At 56.8% G+C, this 16,350-nt stretch carries 20 protein-coding genes and 1 tRNA gene; 2 read left to right on the top strand and 19 right to left on the bottom strand.

Annotation, left to right across the window (positions count from 1 at the left end; translation table 11 throughout):
- The first annotated feature begins 4 nt into the window (after nucleotides 1–4).
- Both sctT and sctU read left to right on the top strand, forming a co-directional pair.
- Nucleotides 5–793 (top strand): type III secretion system export apparatus subunit SctT, encoded by a 789-nt coding sequence (gene sctT, locus GIW28_RS06430; RefSeq protein WP_017137656.1) that lies wholly within the window; start codon nucleotides 5–7, stop codon nucleotides 791–793.
- The gene (gene sctU / locus GIW28_RS06425; RefSeq protein WP_236445796.1) at nucleotides 790–1,887 is read left to right on the top strand and encodes a type III secretion system export apparatus subunit SctU; all 1,098 of its coding nucleotides are present in this window, start codon (nucleotides 790–792) and stop codon (nucleotides 1,885–1,887) included. Before sctT ends, sctU begins: the two co-directional genes overlap by 4 nt.
- Here the strand turns inward: sctU and GIW28_RS06420 are convergent, their stop codons facing one another.
- The 19 genes from GIW28_RS06420 to GIW28_RS06330 form a co-directional block, all read right to left on the bottom strand.
- A complete protein-coding gene (locus GIW28_RS06420) occupies nucleotides 1,888–2,259 on the bottom strand; it encodes a hypothetical protein (protein WP_017137654.1) in 372 nt (123 codons plus the stop codon).
- On the bottom strand, nucleotides 2,256–2,459 hold the full coding sequence (gene hrpT / locus GIW28_RS06415) for an HrpT family type III secretion system protein (protein ID WP_017137653.1): 204 nt from the start codon (nucleotides 2,457–2,459) through the stop codon (nucleotides 2,256–2,258). The genes GIW28_RS06420 and hrpT overlap by 4 nt, the downstream gene beginning before the upstream one ends.
- On the bottom strand, nucleotides 2,456–4,597 hold the full coding sequence (gene sctC / locus GIW28_RS06410) for a type III secretion system outer membrane ring subunit SctC (protein WP_236458954.1): 2,142 nt from the start codon (nucleotides 4,595–4,597) through the stop codon (nucleotides 2,456–2,458). Before sctC ends, hrpT begins: the two co-directional genes overlap by 4 nt.
- A 14-nt stretch (nucleotides 4,598–4,611) precedes the next feature.
- Nucleotides 4,612–5,022, bottom strand: coding sequence for a type III secretion protein (locus tag GIW28_RS06405; RefSeq protein ID WP_236445801.1), 411 nt, complete (start codon nucleotides 5,020–5,022; stop codon nucleotides 4,612–4,614).
- Entirely contained in the window at nucleotides 5,012–5,245 is a 234-nt protein-coding gene (locus GIW28_RS06400; RefSeq protein ID WP_099549219.1) for a hypothetical protein, read from the bottom strand. Before GIW28_RS06400 ends, GIW28_RS06405 begins: the two co-directional genes overlap by 11 nt.
- 106 nt (nucleotides 5,246–5,351) lie before the next feature.
- Nucleotides 5,352–5,945 carry a type III secretion system stator protein SctL gene (gene sctL, locus GIW28_RS06395; RefSeq protein ID WP_017137650.1) on the bottom strand — a complete coding sequence of 198 codons (594 nt, stop codon included), beginning with the start codon at nucleotides 5,943–5,945 and terminating at the stop codon, nucleotides 5,352–5,354.
- Nucleotides 5,923–6,510 (bottom strand): type III secretion protein, encoded by a 588-nt coding sequence (locus GIW28_RS06390; RefSeq protein WP_236445804.1) that lies wholly within the window; start codon nucleotides 6,508–6,510, stop codon nucleotides 5,923–5,925. The genes sctL and GIW28_RS06390 overlap by 23 nt, the downstream gene beginning before the upstream one ends.
- Nucleotides 6,500–7,279, bottom strand: coding sequence for a type III secretion system inner membrane ring lipoprotein SctJ (gene sctJ, locus GIW28_RS06385; RefSeq protein WP_017137647.1), 780 nt, complete (start codon nucleotides 7,277–7,279; stop codon nucleotides 6,500–6,502). The genes GIW28_RS06390 and sctJ overlap by 11 nt, the downstream gene beginning before the upstream one ends.
- A 7-nt stretch (nucleotides 7,280–7,286) precedes the next feature.
- Entirely contained in the window at nucleotides 7,287–7,652 is a 366-nt protein-coding gene (locus tag GIW28_RS06380) for a hypothetical protein (RefSeq protein WP_099549220.1), read from the bottom strand.
- A gap of 66 nt (nucleotides 7,653–7,718) precedes the next feature.
- Complete coding sequence (locus GIW28_RS06375; RefSeq protein WP_236445806.1) at nucleotides 7,719–7,931, bottom strand: hypothetical protein; 213 nt, start codon at nucleotides 7,929–7,931, stop codon at nucleotides 7,719–7,721.
- A 111-nt stretch (nucleotides 7,932–8,042) separates the two neighbouring features.
- Nucleotides 8,043–8,987, bottom strand: a complete 945-nt coding sequence (locus GIW28_RS06370; protein WP_017137644.1) for a sigma 54-interacting transcriptional regulator — start codon at nucleotides 8,985–8,987, stop codon at nucleotides 8,043–8,045.
- Between the two features lie 316 nt (nucleotides 8,988–9,303).
- A complete protein-coding gene (gene ychF, locus GIW28_RS06365) occupies nucleotides 9,304–10,404 on the bottom strand; it encodes a redox-regulated ATPase YchF (protein ID WP_017137643.1) in 1,101 nt (366 codons plus the stop codon).
- Nucleotides 10,405–10,425: 21 nt separating this feature from the next.
- Nucleotides 10,426–11,010 carry an aminoacyl-tRNA hydrolase gene (gene pth / locus GIW28_RS06360; protein WP_010213318.1) on the bottom strand — a complete coding sequence of 195 codons (585 nt, stop codon included), beginning with the start codon at nucleotides 11,008–11,010 and terminating at the stop codon, nucleotides 10,426–10,428.
- A gap of 168 nt (nucleotides 11,011–11,178) precedes the next feature.
- A complete protein-coding gene (locus GIW28_RS06355; RefSeq protein WP_017137642.1) occupies nucleotides 11,179–11,778 on the bottom strand; it encodes a 50S ribosomal protein L25/general stress protein Ctc in 600 nt (199 codons plus the stop codon).
- Between the two features lie 139 nt (nucleotides 11,779–11,917).
- A complete protein-coding gene (locus tag GIW28_RS06350) occupies nucleotides 11,918–12,859 on the bottom strand; it encodes a ribose-phosphate pyrophosphokinase (protein ID WP_003208392.1) in 942 nt (313 codons plus the stop codon).
- Between the two features lie 46 nt (nucleotides 12,860–12,905).
- Nucleotides 12,906–12,980: transfer RNA gene (locus GIW28_RS06345), tRNA-Gln, on the bottom strand.
- Nucleotides 12,981–13,017: 37 nt separating this feature from the next.
- The gene (ispE, locus tag GIW28_RS06340) at nucleotides 13,018–13,821 is read right to left on the bottom strand and encodes a 4-(cytidine 5'-diphospho)-2-C-methyl-D-erythritol kinase (protein ID WP_178110933.1); all 804 of its coding nucleotides are present in this window, start codon (nucleotides 13,819–13,821) and stop codon (nucleotides 13,018–13,020) included.
- A gap of 49 nt (nucleotides 13,822–13,870) precedes the next feature.
- Nucleotides 13,871–14,488, bottom strand: a complete 618-nt coding sequence (gene lolB, locus GIW28_RS06335; protein WP_017137640.1) for a lipoprotein insertase outer membrane protein LolB — start codon at nucleotides 14,486–14,488, stop codon at nucleotides 13,871–13,873.
- Nucleotides 14,489–14,492: 4 nt separating this feature from the next.
- Entirely contained in the window at nucleotides 14,493–16,217 is a 1,725-nt protein-coding gene (locus tag GIW28_RS06330) for a tetratricopeptide repeat protein (protein WP_017137639.1), read from the bottom strand.
- Nucleotides 16,218–16,350 lie beyond the last annotated feature (133 nt).

The following is a 16,350-nucleotide window of genomic DNA, read 5'->3' as shown; positions in this document are numbered from 1 at the left end:
GCCTGTGCTGCAGTATCTTGACTACCTGCCCAGCCTGTTGATTGGCATGGCGCGAATCTACCCTTGTGCCTTTCTGGTCGCGGCGTTTTGTTTTCAACATATCCGCGGGATGCCGCGCCACGCCATTGTGGCAGTACTGGCACTGCTGCCTGCACCGGGTATATATGCCACCTTCGCCGACCAGGAACTCTCTACGCTGATGCTCAGCGCGTTGGTGCTCAAGGAGGCGGCCCTGGGGACCTTGCTGGGCGTATTACTGTCGATGCCGTTCTGGATGTTCGAGGCGGTGGGGGCGCTGCTGGATAACCAGCGGGGAGCCTTGGCGGGTGGCCAGCTCAACCCTTCGCTTGGGCCGGATGCCACACCCATCGGGCATCTGTTCAAGGAGCTGGCGATTTTTTTGTTGATGGCCACCCTGGGGCTTGGAGCACTGACGCAGGTGATCTGGGACAGCTACTCGGTCTGGCCGCCTACCGTTTGGTTTCCACTTCCGCACGCCAATGGGTTTGGCGTGTTTCTCAACCTGCTCGGCGACACGTTCACCCACATGATGCTCTACGCCGCACCTTTTATCGCGGTGCTGCTGTTGTTGGAGTTTGGCGTTGCCCTGTTAGGACTTTATAGCCCGCAGCTGCAGGTGAGTACGCTGGCCCCACCGGTCAAGTGCCTGGCGGGTATTGGTATTTTGCTGTTGTATTTTGAACTGTTGCAGGACCTGATCGTCGGCCGCTTAAGCCTGCTGGGCGAGCTCAAGCACGCCCTGGGGCTGATGTTCAAGGTGGCGATGCCATGAGTGATTCCGGTGAGAAAAAACACCCGGCCAGTGCCAAGAAACTGCGTGATCAACGCAAGAAAGGCCAGGTTGCCCAAAGCCAGGATGTCGGCAAGCTTCTGGTGCTGACAGCCATCAGCGAGATCGCGCTATGGACCGCTGACCGCAGCCTGCAGCGGTTTCAGGAAATGATGCTGCTGCCGATATCCCGCATCAGCCGACCCTTTGTGTCAGCCTTGGAGGAGGTGCTGCTCGACGCCATGGTGGTGTTTTTTTCCTTTGCGTTGCTGATGGCTTCAGTGGCAATCGCCGTCAAGCTGCTCAGTAGCTGGATGCAGTTCGGCTTGCTGTTCGCGCCGGAAATCCTGAAGTTGGATTTCAAGCGCCTCAACCCCCTTAATCAGCTCAAACAGATGTTCTCCGCCCAGTCGCTGATGAACCTGTTGATGGGGGTCGCCAAGGCGGTGTTGTTAGGCGTGGTGTTGTATGCGGTGATCGGTCCTTCCCTTGGGGCCTTGATCAACTTGGCCAACAGCGACCTGTCCAGTTATATCCTGGCGCTGATTGATCTGTTTCGTTACCTGTTGCATGTGTGCCTGGGCCTGTTGCTGGTGTTGGCACTTCTCGACCTGACGCTGCAGAAACACTTCTTTGCCAAGCGCATGCGCATGACCCAGGTCGAGGTGGTCAAGGAATACAAGGACATGGAAGGCGACCCCCATGTGAAGGGCCAGCGACGGTCGCTGGCGCAGCAATTGGCTCAGGAGGAGCCAAAGGTCAAGTTGCCCAAGCTGGAAGAGTCCGACATGTTGGTCGTCAACCCGACGCACCTTGCCGTCGCGTTGTATTACCGCCCCGGCAAGACACCGCTGCCGTTGCTGGTGGACAAAGGCACGGATGCCGACGCGCGTGAACTGATCAAAAGGGCTAAAGCGGCTGACGTGCCGGTCATTCAGTGTGTATGGCTGGCCCGCACGCTCTACACCAATAAGCTCGGCGCCAGTATCCCTCGTGAAACCCTGCAGGCTGTCGCGCTGATCTACCGCACCTTGCGTGAGTTGGATGATGAAGCCAAGCGCGAAACCCTGGAGTTGCCTGAGCTGGAACAACGCTGATCAACGCGTGGCGCGGGCATCCAATGCATCAAGGTTGGCCAGTGAAAGCAAGCGGCTGACGGCACTATCAAGCGCGTTGTGGTGCGTAGGCAGCGAGCGCCAGATGACCAGGGTCCCTTGGGCGTCGAGATAGACAAAGCAACCGTCGTACCTCACTGCTTGTTCAAAACGTCGCTCCAGTGCCCGCTGCACCTGCCCGGCTTGCAATGCTTCGCGCGCGATGTGCAAGGCTAACCCCGGGCGGGTGCCGGCTTGCAGCGTACACAGGTGGATACCTGGGAGGAGTTGCAGGTGGGCGGCAACGCCTCTGCGCACGTCGGCCAAAAAAACCTGACGATGCAATGCATCGTCAGGCTGTGTCGTGAGGCTCATCGTTCCAGGGAAATGGTCTGGTAGTCTGCCCGCTCCCCAGAGGGGCCGGAGTCTACGCGCATCTCTGGTGGCCACCAGACCACCATTTTGTCACTGCTCGATTGCGGGCGCGTGCAGGAGTCGCCCTTGCAGGTTGGCGTACAGCCGGCGGCGATCATTGCTGCGCCGATCAGGATAATACTCAAGAGTCCGTGCTTCATGGCGTGGTCTTCAAGGGGGCGGTGAGAAGGGAAGGGCGGGGTACGCCGATGTGTTCATCTTTCACAACGGGGCGCATGGCGATAAACACTTCAGCTTCTTCACCCGGTTTAAGCCAGGCGCGTGGCCAGACACTGACCGCCAGCGTTTGTGAGTTGCTGCATTCTTTTTCATCGATGCGCACGTTGCGTTTGATCTGGTTGCGCACGACCACCACCGCCACATTGAACTGCGCGCCGGTATACCACTGGCTGCGCTCGCTGTTGAGCGCCAACAGATCGCGCGTGGCGCACAACGTGTCCAGTTGCAGGGGCATTGGCCCTGCCTTGAAACCGTCTGGGACTTCGCCGCTGACCAGGTGCGCCAGGGTGCTGGTGATATCGCTTCGGTTTATGGGCGGCTGATGGGCGGCTTGCCGGCGCGCCAGAGGCTTGAGGGCAGCCTGCAATTGGGCCTGGTCCTCCTGGGGCAAGTAACGCGAAGGGTCAGATTGGTCGCCGATGACCCGTGGGGTGAGGATGAACAGTCGCTCGCGTCGACTGTTCTGTCGTTCAGTCGAGGAGAACAATGCCTTGCCCAGCAAAGGAATATCGCCCAGGAGCGGCACCTTGCTTTGTTTGTCCTTGTTGTCTGTGACATGGAAACCACCGACCACCAATGAGCGCTTTTCCGCCATTACCGCCTGGGTGCTCACCTTGCCACGGCGAACATCGAGGTCATCGGGCTGTAGGTTGAGTTCGTCGAAGTTACCGTCTTCAATATCCACCACCAAATGGATCTGGTGGCCACCACGGCTGGTGATCACCCGTGGCACCACCTGAAAGCTGGTGCCGACGGTCACGGGTAAAATGGTTGCGTAGTCTCTGCCGGCCTTCAGGTATCGCGTGCGGTTGAAATCGATGACCGCCGGCTGGTTCTCCAGGGTGAGCACGGAAGGGTTGGAGACCAGGGTTGCCAGCCCTTGGGATTCCAGGGCACGTATGTGAGCGTAGAAGCGCCCGGGGTTGCCAATCGACAACTGAGAAGTCGTGCCCGGTGCCACGTTGACGCCGCCGCGCCAACGGCTGTTTTGAAAGCCCCATTCAACCCCGAACTCTTGCAACTTTGTGCGTTCGATGTCGAGGATGATGGCGTCTATCTCCACCAGCTTGCGTGCAACGTCGAGTTGGGTGATCAACTCGCGGTACATCGTTTGGCGCTCAGGCAGGTCGTAGATCAGAATCGCGTTATTACGCACGTCGGCTTCGACCCGGATTCGGCTGGTTGCGCGTGGGGCGCGAGGGCCGAGTGAGGCGCCCGTCGACAGCCCTCCTGCATTCGTGGGGTTGGCGAGCATCTGCTCCAGCAGAGGGTTGTTCAACCGCGGGACGTTGGGCGTAATCAGGGCCGACGGTGAAGAAGCGCCGGAAGATTGGGTGGCGTTGGCAACTGTGGAGGTGGAGCGCGGCTCCAGTAACCCACGCAGCACGCTGGCCACGCCCGCGATGGTCAGCTTCTCTCCGCGATAATCGATGATCCGGTCCGCCGCGTTGGCGTACTTGAGCGGGTAAGTCAGCACGCTCTGTTTTTCATCCGGAGATCTGCGTTGGCTGCTGAACTGTTTGATCTGCTCGATATAGCGTTTAGGACCGGAGACGAGTACAACCCCATCGTCCGGCAATTCACCCCAGCCAAATCGGCTGTCGAGCAGGCCGATATCGGTCAGGGCCTTTTTAAGGTCTGCGATCGTTTCCGACGAAACTTCCAGCCGCGCAGACTCTTGCTGATCCAGCGTGCTGATGTACAGGGTGTTGTTGTACAGGTACCACTGGAAGCGGTGTTCGACCCCCAGCCTGTCGAGCATGGACTGGGGAGTATTAGCGCGTATTTTGCCATTGACGACGCCCTCCAGCAGGCCCTCGATTTGCAGTTGGGTGCCGAAGGTCTGGGCGAAGTCTTCGAGCACTTCGCGTACAGGCTTGTACTGGGTTTCGTAGGCATACGCCGTGTTTTTCCATTCCGCTGGAATGGCGGCAAGGGGGCTTTGCAGAGGTATCAACAGGCACATCAGAACTATTGGAATACGCCAGTCGGCGTGTTTGAAACGCGCACAGGGCGAGCTGATAGACAAGCGTAAACGCTTGTAAATGAGGGTGTTCATATAGGATTCTCTAGTTAATAAAACTGCGCACGCAGTGGAGTTGGCCCAGATTTTTTGGGCGTTCTGGCCAGCCGCTTGGCCGTGGAACGCCAGGTGTCGCGCTGATTGAGAAGGGATTCGAGTTGGTTAAACAGAACGGCCTGATGGTCTTCCTGCGTGACGCATTGAAGTAGCCAGAGCTGCCCCGTGGAGGGCTCGACTGAAAGCGCTCCCTGAAAGTACGCCAGGCTTGCTCCACCCAGTTGTAGCCAGGTTTCCATTGTTGTTTGTGCGTGCTTTGGCTGATGGGTAAGTTGAGCGCTGAGCAAAAAACACTGCGGGTAACGACGCAGGGTTATGGCGTCGTCGCCCTCCAGCAGCGTGATTTCTTGCTCTGCCCCCGCCAGCCACTGAGTGAGCCGCGCGCTGAAACACTCAGGTCCCATTGAAAATGATTTTTCCCATCTCGGCTCGGTGGCCGAGAACCGCTCCGGCGGCAGTCGTCTGTAGCATCAAGTTTTGTTTCAGCCTGAAGTGTTCACCCAGCAGTGATGAAAACTCTTTCGAGGTTATTTCATCAGGGATGCCCTGACCGAGTTGTTCGAACTGCCGGTTGTTTTTGCTTAAATCCCTGAAGATTTGCCCGCCCTCGCGTGCGTCGAGTTTCATATGCTGATCTCCGTTGAACGTGTATTTTTTATGTGGTTTGCCTTTGGGATCCGTTCCACGATTTTTTAAATATCTGGATAAAAAATGCAGCAGGCCGGTTGAGAAGTTAATCCTCTGAAACAAAGTCTGTGTGAGACACCAACAGGGCATTGATCGAAGAGGCCCAGTCGATACGAAAGCTGCCTTCCTCTGCCTCCAGGATCAACATCTGTGGCTGAACAGACTCGTCACACAGCAGGCGCCAGGGCGCTTCGGTATGTTGATCCAGCCAATGTTCCACATCCGCCTGATCCTGCGGGTTGCAGACCAACTTTGCGCGGATCGCCGGGGCCTGGGCTGCGAGCATTTGCTTGAGCATGGCAGACACCCGTTGAGTGGGCGTTGTGTCCTCGAGCAAGCTGCGAATGGCACTGTGGGTGACTGATGTGGCGATGCGTTCGATGTTGTCGAGGACCGCTTGCTGCTGCGTGTGCCACAGATGCAATTGGCGATTGGCGCGTTGCCAGAACTCATGTTGAGCCTGCAGCAGCAATTGGTCGCGTTGCACATAGGTCTGGCGCAGGATTTCATCAGCTTGAACCTGGGCACTGTTTAACAATTCGGTGTCGCGGGCGCAGTCCGCCAACGTTTCCAAGGGAATCAGCGAGCAGGTCCGTGAAGGAAGCGGCTTGCGTAGCTCAATCGTGCGTTTGCACAACATCGTCCTGGGACTCCTCGGCGAAGGAAAACACCGGCTCGTTGTTTGACGCACCGGTGCGCCATATTGCGGCCTTCCAAATAGTTTCAAGCTTGTCGTGGGCATCGATCAGTCGAGGGTTCTTCTCTAGGGCGAGCACCCGATGGTGGTCAAAGCTCAACCGCAGCCGCTGCCACACAGAGGGTTCTACCCAGGCGCGTAGATAGTGCAGGGGGTCTTCAGTGTTGATTTGCAGGCTGTTGGGCAGCAGTGCCTTGGAAAGGCGTACGCACCAGAGTTGCAGGTCTTGGCTCAATGGCGTGCGGTTCTTGATCTGGTAAACACCGCCGACCAGCGCGAGGATGAGGTCTCTGCGTTGTTCAGGTTCAAGTACCAACTGCAACAGTGCTGGAGACGGTTCGACAGGCAGGCATGGATCAATTCCCAACGCCGTTGCCATTGCCGCGTGCTGGCTCTGGCAGAGTGTTCTCGAATAGGGCACTGAAGGGACGAAAGGCGTCCAGTCATGGGGCGAATCGAGCCATGGGCAGGCCCACCACTTGGCCCAACTGAGGCTGTCATGCGTCATTCGTGTTCGGCTCGGCTTGTTGGGCGCCGCGCGCCTTTTTCACCCAGAACCCCGCTGCAGCGCACCCCACTAACAGGGCGATAAAGAACAATGTCACCATGGTCTGCCAAAAAGCGAGGTCCCCGGGCTTAATCAGAAACGGCCCGAAGTAGGCGAGTTGCTGCTTTTCCTTGTAGGCGGTAGCCGGTACGAAGATCACGGTCAGTTTTTGCGGGTTTGCAACGGCTGTTGTCATGCCCGGTATGCTACTGGCGACCATCCGCCGAATGCGCGGCAGCAAGCTGTCGGGTTCCAGCCGTGGATCATGCTTGATGAAGACCGATGCCGAGGCCGGCTGTACCGGCTCTCCCGGTGCGACCCGCTCGGGCAGTACCACGTGTACCCTGGCGACAAGAACCCCATCGATATTGGACAAGGTCGCTTCCAGCTCCTGAGACAAGGCATAGATATAGCGCGCCCGTTCCTCAAGCGGTGTCGAGATGACACCTTCCTTGCGAAATACGTCGCCCAGCGTAGAGCGCGCAGTCTTTGGTAACCCGGCGGCGGCAAGCGTGTGGACCGCGGCAGCAATATCATCTGTGCGCACGCGAACGACCACGCCGTCTTTCTCCAGCTGTTTTTGTGCCCGAATGTGCTTGTCTGCCAATTCAGCGATTACCTCATTGGCTTCCTGCTCGGATAACTTGCGGTGCAGTTCGACGCTTTCACCGCATCCGCTCAGTACCGATAAGAGGGTCAGCCATAAGAGAATAAAGCGGCAGCGGCGCATGGTTCACCTATTGCAGGTTAGTGGTTTTCTCAACAAACGAAGTGCAGTGTTTTATTACCTTGACGCCGATGTTGAGGATTTCTTTTGATTCAATAATGGTCTGTGTGGCGTCCGCCATTTTCAGCTCGTTTTGGGTCTTGGTATATTCACGCAGGAGCTTGGGGATTTTTTCGTTGTTGGATTTCAACCGCTCTGATTGGCTCACCAGCGACCGACTGTTTCCTGGGGCGGAGGGGGCCGACGGATAGGGATTGTTCTGCTCCAGTGCTGCACTGAAGAAATGCGCGTCGTGGGCGCTATCACTGCTTTTTTCGACGGGAAACACAGGGGCACCTGAATAGGTTTCCCGCTCTTTTTCAAGCGTTGTGCGCATATAAACCTCCCTCAGGAAAATAGACAGGCTTTCTCTATTTAATACACTAGAGAAAGCCTGTGTTGCTTATTGTACTTTGTTAATTACCTGGCTCCACTTGCTGGCAATCGAAGCATCTTTATCCAGCTTTGCCATCTCGAGCGTTTCTTTGTTTTTTTCCTCAGTGAGCGTTTTCATTTGATCAAAAAGTTGTTTGCTGGTAATGCTGCCACCGCTGCCGACTGGAGATGTCATGGTTTCACCTTTGGGTTGTCTATCGGATAGTTGAGTATTCGTCATGAGGCATTCGATTAATCGTGCTACATCGTTATTTGATAATCGATGCTCGTACACTGAGTGGCGATGCCTCTGGAAACAGTTCCATCGGCCTATTTCTACTTGTTTCAGCGTTTATTGCACTTCCTGAGCGTGCAAACACGCGTTGAGTGAAACACCCAGTTGCTTCATTCGGTAGTAGAGCGTGCGCTTGGCAACCCCCAGTTCCAACGCCACACAATCCACGCTGTAAGTGTGACGATGTAAAGACTCTTCAATGAGCGTTTTCTCAATACGCTGCAGACGGTCTTTCAGGCCCAGTTCCAGCGGTTCTGCATTCGATGCCGATAAAGGCGGCAGCCCAAGGACAAAACGCTTGGCCGTGGAGCGTAGTTCGCGGACATTGCCCGGCCACGTATGACACAACAACTGCTGGAGCAGTTCGGTTGGGGGGTGAGGGGCTGTGCAGTTGAAGTGCTCCGCCTCTTGTTTAATCATCTCCAGAAACAACGGTACGATACGCTCACGTCGGTCACGCAGCGGCTGCAGCTTGATGTTAATAACGTTCAGGCGAAAATACAGGTCCCGCCTGAAGCTGCCTTGCTCGACCATGTCATGCAGTGATTGTTGAGCGGACGCGATGACGCGCATGTCGACGGGGATGAAGCGTGTTGAGCCCAGCCGTTCAACCCCTCGTGATTCGAGCATACGCAATAGCTTGGCCTGCAGCGAAAGCGGCATGCTGTCGATTTCATCCAAATACAACGTACCCAGGTGAGCCGCCTCGATAAACCCTGCGCGTGATTGTACAGCCCCGGTATAAGCACCACTGTTGACACCGAATAATTGGCTTTCGGCGAGGCTCTCCGGAATGGCGGCGCAATTGACCGCAACAAAGTTACCTCGACGGCCGGACAGGCGATGTATTCGTTGTGCCAGGGTATCTTTGCCAGTGCCGGTTTCCCCCAGCAACAAGATGTCAACATTCAGTGTCGCGGTGCTATTGATCGTGTTCTCAATATCCGAGCCTTCAATGAATGGCGTATCGGTTTCGCTTTCTTTTTGATCGGCGGCCGACATCGGGTGGGTGCTCCACTAGCGTGATTGTTTACGATTAAAAGGCTGTGATTTAGACGGTGTTTGGGCAGAGCGTAAAGTATAAGATTTATCATCGAGTATGCAGGTAAGAGTAAGCCAGGCTTGCGTAGGAAAAGTCATTAACTTGTCGCTTAACGTCACTCGAGGTTGTTGGGCTGTTTTTGTTACGACAAATAGGAAACGTCTTAAGGTTTCAAATAGATAAGAGGATAGCTATTGTCGAAATACAAACAACCGCCCACAAAAAAGCCGATGCAGTGCATCGGCTTTTTTGTGGGCGGCAAAACTGCGATGGCGCTTAGACGTTGAAACGGAAGTGCATCACGTCGCCATCCTTGACGATGTACTCTTTGCCTTCCAGGCGCCATTTACCGGCTTCCTTGGTACCGGCTTCACCCTTGTACTGGATGAAGTCGTTGTAGGCGATGACTTCGGCGCGAATAAAGCCTTTTTCGAAGTCGGTGTGGATCACGCCGGCGGCCTGTGGTGCAGTGGCACCGACCTTGACGGTCCAGGCGCGGACTTCTTCAACACCGGCGGTGAAGTAGGTCTGCAGGTTGAGCATTTCGTAGCCGGCGCGGATCACGCGGTTCAGGCCAGGCTCTTCCAGGCCCAGGGCCTCGAGGAACATGTCTTTTTCTTCGCCGTCATCGAGCTCGGCGATTTCCGCTTCGATCTTGTTGCACACCGGCACCACGATAGCGCCTTCTTCGTCGGCGATGGCCTTGACCACATCCAGCAAAGGGTTGTTCTCGAAGCCGTCTTCGGCAACGTTGGCGATGTACATCACAGGCTTGGTGGTCAGCAGGTGGAAGCCTTTGATCACGGCTTTCTCGTCGACACCCATGTTCTTCATCAGGCTGCGTGCCGGCTTGCCTTCGGTGAAGTGTGCGATCAGTTGTTCCAGCAGGCCTTTCTGAACCACTGCGTCCTTGTCACCGCCCTTGGCGTTACGCGCGACTTTCTGCAGTTGCTTTTCGCAGCTGTCGAGGTCGGCGAAGATCAGTTCCAGGTCGATGATCTCGATGTCGCGTTTCGGGTCAACGCTGTTGGAGACGTGAATCACGTTCTCGTCTTCAAAGCAGCGGACCACGTGGGCGATGGCATCGGTTTCACGGATGTTGGCCAAAAACTTGTTGCCCAGGCCCTCACCTTTCGACGCGCCGGCTACCAGGCCCGCGATGTCGACGAACTCCATGGTGGTCGGCAGGATACGCTTGGGATTGACGATCGCCGCCAACGCGTCCAGGCGCGGGTCTGGCATCGGCACGATACCGCTGTTGGGTTCGATGGTGCAGAAGGGGAAGTTCTCCGCCGCAATACCGGACTTGGTCAGGGCGTTGAACAGGGTGGATTTGCCGACGTTGGGCAGGCCGACGATGCCGCAATTGAATCCCATGGTGTTTCCCCTCGGTAAGAGTCAGGCCTTCTGGCTGTGCAGGTTTTTCATCGCGCGGTTCCATTCACCGGCGAAGATATCCGGCAGCACGCCGAGGGCAAAGTCGATGCTGGCATCGAGTTTTTCCTGTTCGGCGCGTGGCGCACGACCCAGGACGAAATTTGAAACCATACTGGCAACGCCTGGGTGGCCAATGCCGAGCCGCAGACGGTAAAAATTATTCTGATTACCCAACTGCGCAATGATGTCGCGCAGGCCATTGTGGCCGCCATGCCCGCCGCCTAACTTGAGTTTGGCAACGCCGGGTGGCAGGTCCAGTTCGTCATGGGCCACCAGGATTTCTTCGGGTTTGATCCGGAAGAAGCCCGCAAGCGCCGCGACAGCCTGGCCGCTGCGGTTCATGTAGGTGGTAGGAATCAGCAGACGAACATCCTGACCCTGGTGCGAGAAGCGCCCGGTCAGGCCAAAATATTTGCGATCGGCCACAAGGTTCACACCTTGTGCGTGGGCGATACGCTCAACAAAAAGGGCCCCCGCGTTATGCCGGGTCTGTTCGTATTCGGCGCCTGGATTTCCCAGGCCAACGATCAGTTTAATGGCAGTCACGACAGGGGCCCTTCCTTTGGAGTTGTGGATAACATCGCCGCAACCTGTGTGCGGCGAAAGCGGTCAACAAAAGATCATTTACTCAAGAGTAAACGCCGCGTTATCGCCCGCTTTCTCGCTACGTTCCGGTCCGCGATGTTTCCTCAAGCTCCGACATTACAGAGTGAATTACTCTGCAGCGCCTTCTTCAGCTTCTGGTGCAACGCGTGGAGCGTGAACGTTTGCAACAGCTTTGTCATCACCGTGAGCCAGTGCAACAAACTCAACGCCTTTAGGGGCTTTGAGGTCGGACAGGTGAACGATGTCGCCGATTTCCAGAGCCGACAGGTCGACTTCGATGAACTCAGGCAGGTCTTTCGGCAGGCAGGTCACTTCGATCTCGGCAACAACGTGCGAAACTTCGCCGCCTTTCTTGACCGGAGCTTCTTCACCAACAAAGTGCACAGGCACGATAGCGGTCAGTTTCTGACCGGCTACTACGCGTACGAAGTCAGCGTGCAGCACGTGGCCTTTGGCTGGGTGACGTTGCAGGGCCTTGATGATGACGTTCTGCTTCTTGCCACCAACATTCAGCTCGATGATGTGGCTGTAGGCCGCATCGTTTTCGAGCAGTTTGGCGATTTCTTTGGCCAGCATGCTGATGGATTCAGGGGCTTTGTCGCCACCGTAAACTACAGCTGGAACCAGGCTTGCGAGACGACGCAGGCGGCGGCTCGCACCTTTCCCCAGGTCGGAACGCGCTTCAGCATTCAGAGTAAAATCGTTCATGTTGTATCTCCAAAATAACCACATTCGCCCCAGCGTTTGCGACCAGCGCTAAAGGCGATATGGGCAAAAAAGCCCCGCCCCAACAGAATGCTGGGGCGGGGCGCTTTTCGTCAGTGGGATGTTTCGTAAGGTTTGACCCTTATCGGAACATCGCGCTGATCGATTCTTCGTTGCTGATGCGGCGAACCGCTTCGGCAACTACCGGTGCGATATCCAGTTGACGGATACGCGAACAGGCTTGAGCTGCTGCGGACAACGGGATGGTGTTAGTCACCACCAGTTCGTCCAGCATGGAGTTCTCGATGTTCTCGATCGCTCGGCCCGACAGCACAGGGTGTGTGCAGTAGGCGAAGACTTTTGCTGCACCGTGCTCTTTCAAGGCTTTCGCCGCGTGGCACAGGGTGCCGGCGGTGTCGACCATGTCATCAACCAGAATACAGGTACGCCCTTCGACATCACCGATGATATGCATCACTTCAGAGTGATTGGCTTTCTCACGGCGTTTGTCGATGATCCCGAGGTCCACGCCCAGGGATTTGGCAACAGCCCGTGCACGCACGACGCCACCAATGTCCGGGGACACGATCATCAGGTTTTCAAAGCGCTGGTCTTCAATGTCATCCACCAATACTGGGGAGCCGTAGATGTTATCTACCGGAATATCGAAGAACCCCTGGATTTGGTCAGCGTGCAGGTCAACCGTGAGAACACGGTCGATGCCTACCACGGTCAGCATGTCAGCAACGACTTTCGCGCTGATAGCCACACGTGCGGAACGCGGACGGCGATCCTGACGGGCATAACCAAAGTAAGGGATTACAGCTGTGATTCGAGTCGCTGAGGAGCGGCGGAAGGCATCAGCCATCACGACGAGTTCCATCAGGTTATCGTTGGTCGGAGCGCAGGTCGGCTGAATAATGAAAACATCTTTACCGCGGACGTTTTCATTGATCTCGGCTGTAATTTCGCCGTCGGAGAATTTACCGACAGAGATGTCACCGAGAGGGATATGCAGCTGACGTACGACACGTCGAGCCAGATCGGGGTTGGCGTTCCCCGTAAAGACCATCATCTTGGACACGCGCAGTACCTAGAGGCTGAGGGTAACCTGGATGAGTATTAGAAAATGGCAGGGGCGGCTGGATTCGAACCAACGCATGGCAGGATCAAAACCTGCTGCCTTACCGCTTGGCGACGCCCCTGTATCTGTTGCAACGAGTACCCAGTACTCGGTTCCTTTTAGAGCAGACTTTGCAGCTTGCGATGCAACATCGAAACGTTGCTTCCCTTTGCTACAAACCCTGTAAGGGTCTCTGTAAGAAGGGCCGAGACTTTATCAGCTTCAGCTTTGCTTGGGAAGCCCCCAAACACACAACTTCCAGTTCCGGTTAATTTTGCTTCGGTAAATTTACCTAACAAATTCAAAGCGTTACGTACCTCTGGATAACGCCTTGCTACAACCGGTAAGCAGTCATTTCGACTGTTTCCCTTGGGAACGGGGCGCACTTTAATGGGAGGAGAGTTACGTGTCAACAGTGGATCTGAAAAAATTTCTGCTGTACTTACAGATACTTGCGGAACAAGCACAACATACCAAGGCTCTTCGGGGTATTCCGGGGTGAGTTTCTCCCCGACGCCTTCGGCAAAAGCCGCGTGCCCACGCACGAAAACCGGCACGTCGGCGCCCAGTGTCAGGCCCAGCGTGGCCAGGCGATCGTGGTCCCAGCCCAGTTGCCACAAGTGATTCAAACCGAGCAGCGTGGTCGCGGCATTTGAGCTGCCGCCACCGATGCCGCCGCCCATGGGCAAAATTTTATCGATCCAGATGTCGATGCCGAGTGAGCAACCGGATTGCGCCTGAAGTTTTTTCGCGGCCCTGACGATCAGATTGCTGTCGTGGGGCACGCCTTCGAATTCGGTGTGCAGCTGGATCACGCCATCGTCGCGCACGGCGAAGGTGAGTTCATCGCCGTAATCGAGAAACTGAAACAGCGTCTGCAACTCGTGGTAGCCGTCTTCACGGCGACCCAGAATGTGCAGCATCAAATTGAGTTTGGCCGGGGAGGGCAGTGTCAAGGTGGTGGCGGTCACGTTATTGCCCCAGCTTGCGCGGTTGCCATTCCTTGATCACCAGCGTGACGTCAAGGTCGGTGCCATGCAGTTTGATGCGCTCGGGCAGCCAGTAGGCGCCCTGTTGCACGTAGCTGAGGTATTCAACCTGCCAGCCATCCTGCTCAAGCGTGGCCAGGCGGCTGTCGCCGTTGAGGCTCAGCCTGCTTTTGCTGTCCGGCGCAGGCAGGCCGCGTACCCACCACACAAGGTGCGAAACGGGGAGCTTCCAGCCAATCTGTTGTTCCAGCAGTTCTTCCGGCGTGGCTGCCTCATAGCGGCCTTGATTGGCCACTTCCAGGCTCACTTGCCCTGGCCGGCCGGTCAGGCGCGCAGCACCGCGGCCAAGTGGCCCGGACAAACGGATATCGTAATAGTCCTGGCGCTGCAGCCAGAACAACGTGCCGCTGCCGGAATCTTTCGGCGCGCGAACCCCGACCTTGCCGTCGATCTGCCAGCCGTCGATGCTGCTGAGCTGCTCTTTGTGCTGTTTCCATTGCGCCGGGTTGCCCTGGCCTTCAACGGATTCACGACTGCCGATGCCCGCGCAACCGGCGAGCAGGGCGATGAAACTGAAAACAATAACGTGGCGCAAAAACATAAGCTTAAAGGGTCTCGGATCCGGTCAGGCGCTTGATGGTGCCGCGCAGGATGGGGCTTTCGGGTTGTTCCTTGAGGAATTTTTCCCAGATTTGTCGCGCTTCGCGCTGTTTGCCATTGGCCCACAGCACTTCACCCAGGTGGGCTGCCACCTCTTGGTCAGGGAAACGTTCGAGTGCCTGGCGCAGCAGGCGTTCGGCTTCGTCCAGATTGCCCAGGCGGTAATTCACCCAACCCAGGCTGTCGAGCACGGCCGGGTCTTCCGGGTTGAGCTTGTGGGCTTGTTCGATCAGCACCTTGGCTTCGGCGTAACGCGTGGTGCGGTCCGACAGGGTGTAGCCCAGGGCATTGAGCGCCATGGCATTGTCCGGGTCGCGCTTGATGATCAGGCGCAGGTCTTTTTCCATCTGCGCCAGGTCATTGCGTTTTTCCGCCTGCATGGCGCGGGTGTACAGCAGGTTCAAATCGTCGGGGTATTGCAGCAAGGCTTGTTGCAGCAATTTCCAGGCGCGTTCGCCCTGCTTGTTGGCCGACAGTGTTTCGGCCTGGATCAGGTACAGCTGGATCGCATAGTCCGGTTCGGCATCACGTGCCGCCGCCAGGCGTTTTTCCGCTTCGTCGGTGCGGCCGTTGCTCATCAGGATATCGGCCTGACGCAGCTGGGCCGGCAGGTAATCGTTGCCGGGGCCGACCTGGGCGTACTCAAGCAGCGCAGCCTGCGGGTCGTTGCGTTCTTCCGCGATGCGGCCGAGGTTCAGGTGCGCCGAATCCACATGGCTTTCGCGCTCGATCAGCTCCTCCAGATAACCCTTGGCCTCGTCCCAGGCCTTGGCTTCCAGGCAGACCAGTGCCAGGGAGTAACGCAGCTCGTCGTCGTCGGGGTATTGCTGGACCAGGTTGGCGAACTGCACTTTGGCGTCTTCCATGCGGTCTTGCTCCACCAGCATTCGCGCATAGGTCAGCAGCAAGCGCTTGTCGCCCGGGTATTTCTTGATGCTTTTTTCCAGCAGTGGAATCGCTTCCTTGCCGCGATTAAGGTTCTGCAGCAAGCGTGCGCGCAGCAGAATCGGGGCGATCTCGCCGTCTTCCGGCGGGTTCTGCTCCAGCAGCTTGAGGGCGGCATCGGCTTCATCATCCTGCTGCAGCAGCAAGGCTTTGCCGAAAATCAGTTGGCTGTTCTTCGGATGCTTTTGCAGCAGGCGGTCAAAACTCTTCATCAAGCCATTGCGCGTGTCCTGGTCAGTGTCGGCAGCCGACAGCGCGAGGAAGTCGAAATGCGTGTCGCCCTTGCCCTGCAGGACTTTCTCCATATACACCATGGAGTCGTCATAGCGCCCGGCGCGTGCCAGTTGCACGGCCGCCGCACGTTGCGCTTCCAGGTCTTGCGGAGCGTTTTTCGCCCAGATCAGCGAAGTATCCAGCGCGGCCTGGTCAGCGCCCAGGTATTCGGCGATGCGAAACGCACGCTCCGAAATGCCCGGGTCCTGGGTGTTGATGGCCTGGGTCACATAGTTATCCAGGGCAATATCGAAACGATTGCGCTGGCCGGCGAGTTCCGCGGTCAGCAGGCTGTAGATCGTTTCTTCATTGAACGAGGAGTAAACCTTGGGCTTTTCAGGGGCTGGGGCGCTGTCTTCGACCGGCGGCGTACCGTCCGGCGACACGGGTGCCAAGGCCTGGCAGCCGCTGAGGAAGACAAAAGCAAGGAGCAACGCGGAAGATCTATTCATATAGGAAGAGGACGACTAACCTGCGGTCGGATCATCATGACACAAGCCTTCGGCCAAACATAACCGAGTCTCAGTGGGCGCCTTTATAGGCACAAGCTACTAGGACAATAGACGACGGTGGTTGTTCTGGATC

Source organism: Pseudomonas sp. PA-5-4B, from assembly GCF_021606215.1.
Taxonomy (GTDB): Bacteria; Pseudomonadota; Gammaproteobacteria; order Pseudomonadales; family Pseudomonadaceae; genus Aquipseudomonas; species Aquipseudomonas edaphica.
The sequence above is the reverse complement of the archived record's forward strand: the minus strand, read 5'-3'. Positions and strand labels throughout refer to the sequence as shown.

Excerpts from the sequence above, each read along its gene's own strand:
- sctU (WP_236445796.1), top strand. The coding sequence starts at position 790 with ATGAGTGATTCCGGTGAGAAAAAACACCCGGCCAGTGCCAAGAAACTG.
- GIW28_RS06420 (WP_017137654.1), bottom strand. The coding sequence starts at position 2,259 with ATGAGCCTCACGACACAGCCTGACGATGCATTGCATCGTCAGGTTTTT.
- hrpT (WP_017137653.1), bottom strand. The coding sequence starts at position 2,459 with ATGAAGCACGGACTCTTGAGTATTATCCTGATCGGCGCAGCAATGATC.
- sctC (WP_236458954.1), bottom strand. The coding sequence starts at position 4,597 with ATGAACACCCTCATTTACAAGCGTTTACGCTTGTCTATCAGCTCGCCC.
- GIW28_RS06405 (WP_236445801.1), bottom strand. The coding sequence starts at position 5,022 with ATGGGACCTGAGTGTTTCAGCGCGCGGCTCACTCAGTGGCTGGCGGGG.
- GIW28_RS06400 (WP_099549219.1), bottom strand. The coding sequence starts at position 5,245 with ATGAAACTCGACGCACGCGAGGGCGGGCAAATCTTCAGGGATTTAAGC.
- sctL (WP_017137650.1), bottom strand. The coding sequence starts at position 5,945 with ATGTTGTGCAAACGCACGATTGAGCTACGCAAGCCGCTTCCTTCACGG.
- GIW28_RS06390 (WP_236445804.1), bottom strand. The coding sequence starts at position 6,510 with ATGACGCATGACAGCCTCAGTTGGGCCAAGTGGTGGGCCTGCCCATGG.
- sctJ (WP_017137647.1), bottom strand. The coding sequence starts at position 7,279 with ATGCGCCGCTGCCGCTTTATTCTCTTATGGCTGACCCTCTTATCGGTA.
- GIW28_RS06380 (WP_099549220.1), bottom strand. The coding sequence starts at position 7,652 with ATGCGCACAACGCTTGAAAAAGAGCGGGAAACCTATTCAGGTGCCCCT.
- GIW28_RS06375 (WP_236445806.1), bottom strand. The coding sequence starts at position 7,931 with ATGACGAATACTCAACTATCCGATAGACAACCCAAAGGTGAAACCATG.
- GIW28_RS06370 (WP_017137644.1), bottom strand. The coding sequence starts at position 8,987 with ATGTCGGCCGCCGATCAAAAAGAAAGCGAAACCGATACGCCATTCATT.
- ychF (WP_017137643.1), bottom strand. The coding sequence starts at position 10,404 with ATGGGATTCAATTGCGGCATCGTCGGCCTGCCCAACGTCGGCAAATCC.
- GIW28_RS06355 (WP_017137642.1), bottom strand. The coding sequence starts at position 11,778 with ATGAACGATTTTACTCTGAATGCTGAAGCGCGTTCCGACCTGGGGAAA.
- ispE (WP_178110933.1), bottom strand. The coding sequence starts at position 13,821 with ATGCTGCACATTCTGGGTCGCCGTGAAGACGGCTACCACGAGTTGCAG.
- lolB (WP_017137640.1), bottom strand. The coding sequence starts at position 14,488 with ATGTTTTTGCGCCACGTTATTGTTTTCAGTTTCATCGCCCTGCTCGCC.
- GIW28_RS06330 (WP_017137639.1), bottom strand. The coding sequence starts at position 16,217 with ATGAATAGATCTTCCGCGTTGCTCCTTGCTTTTGTCTTCCTCAGCGGC.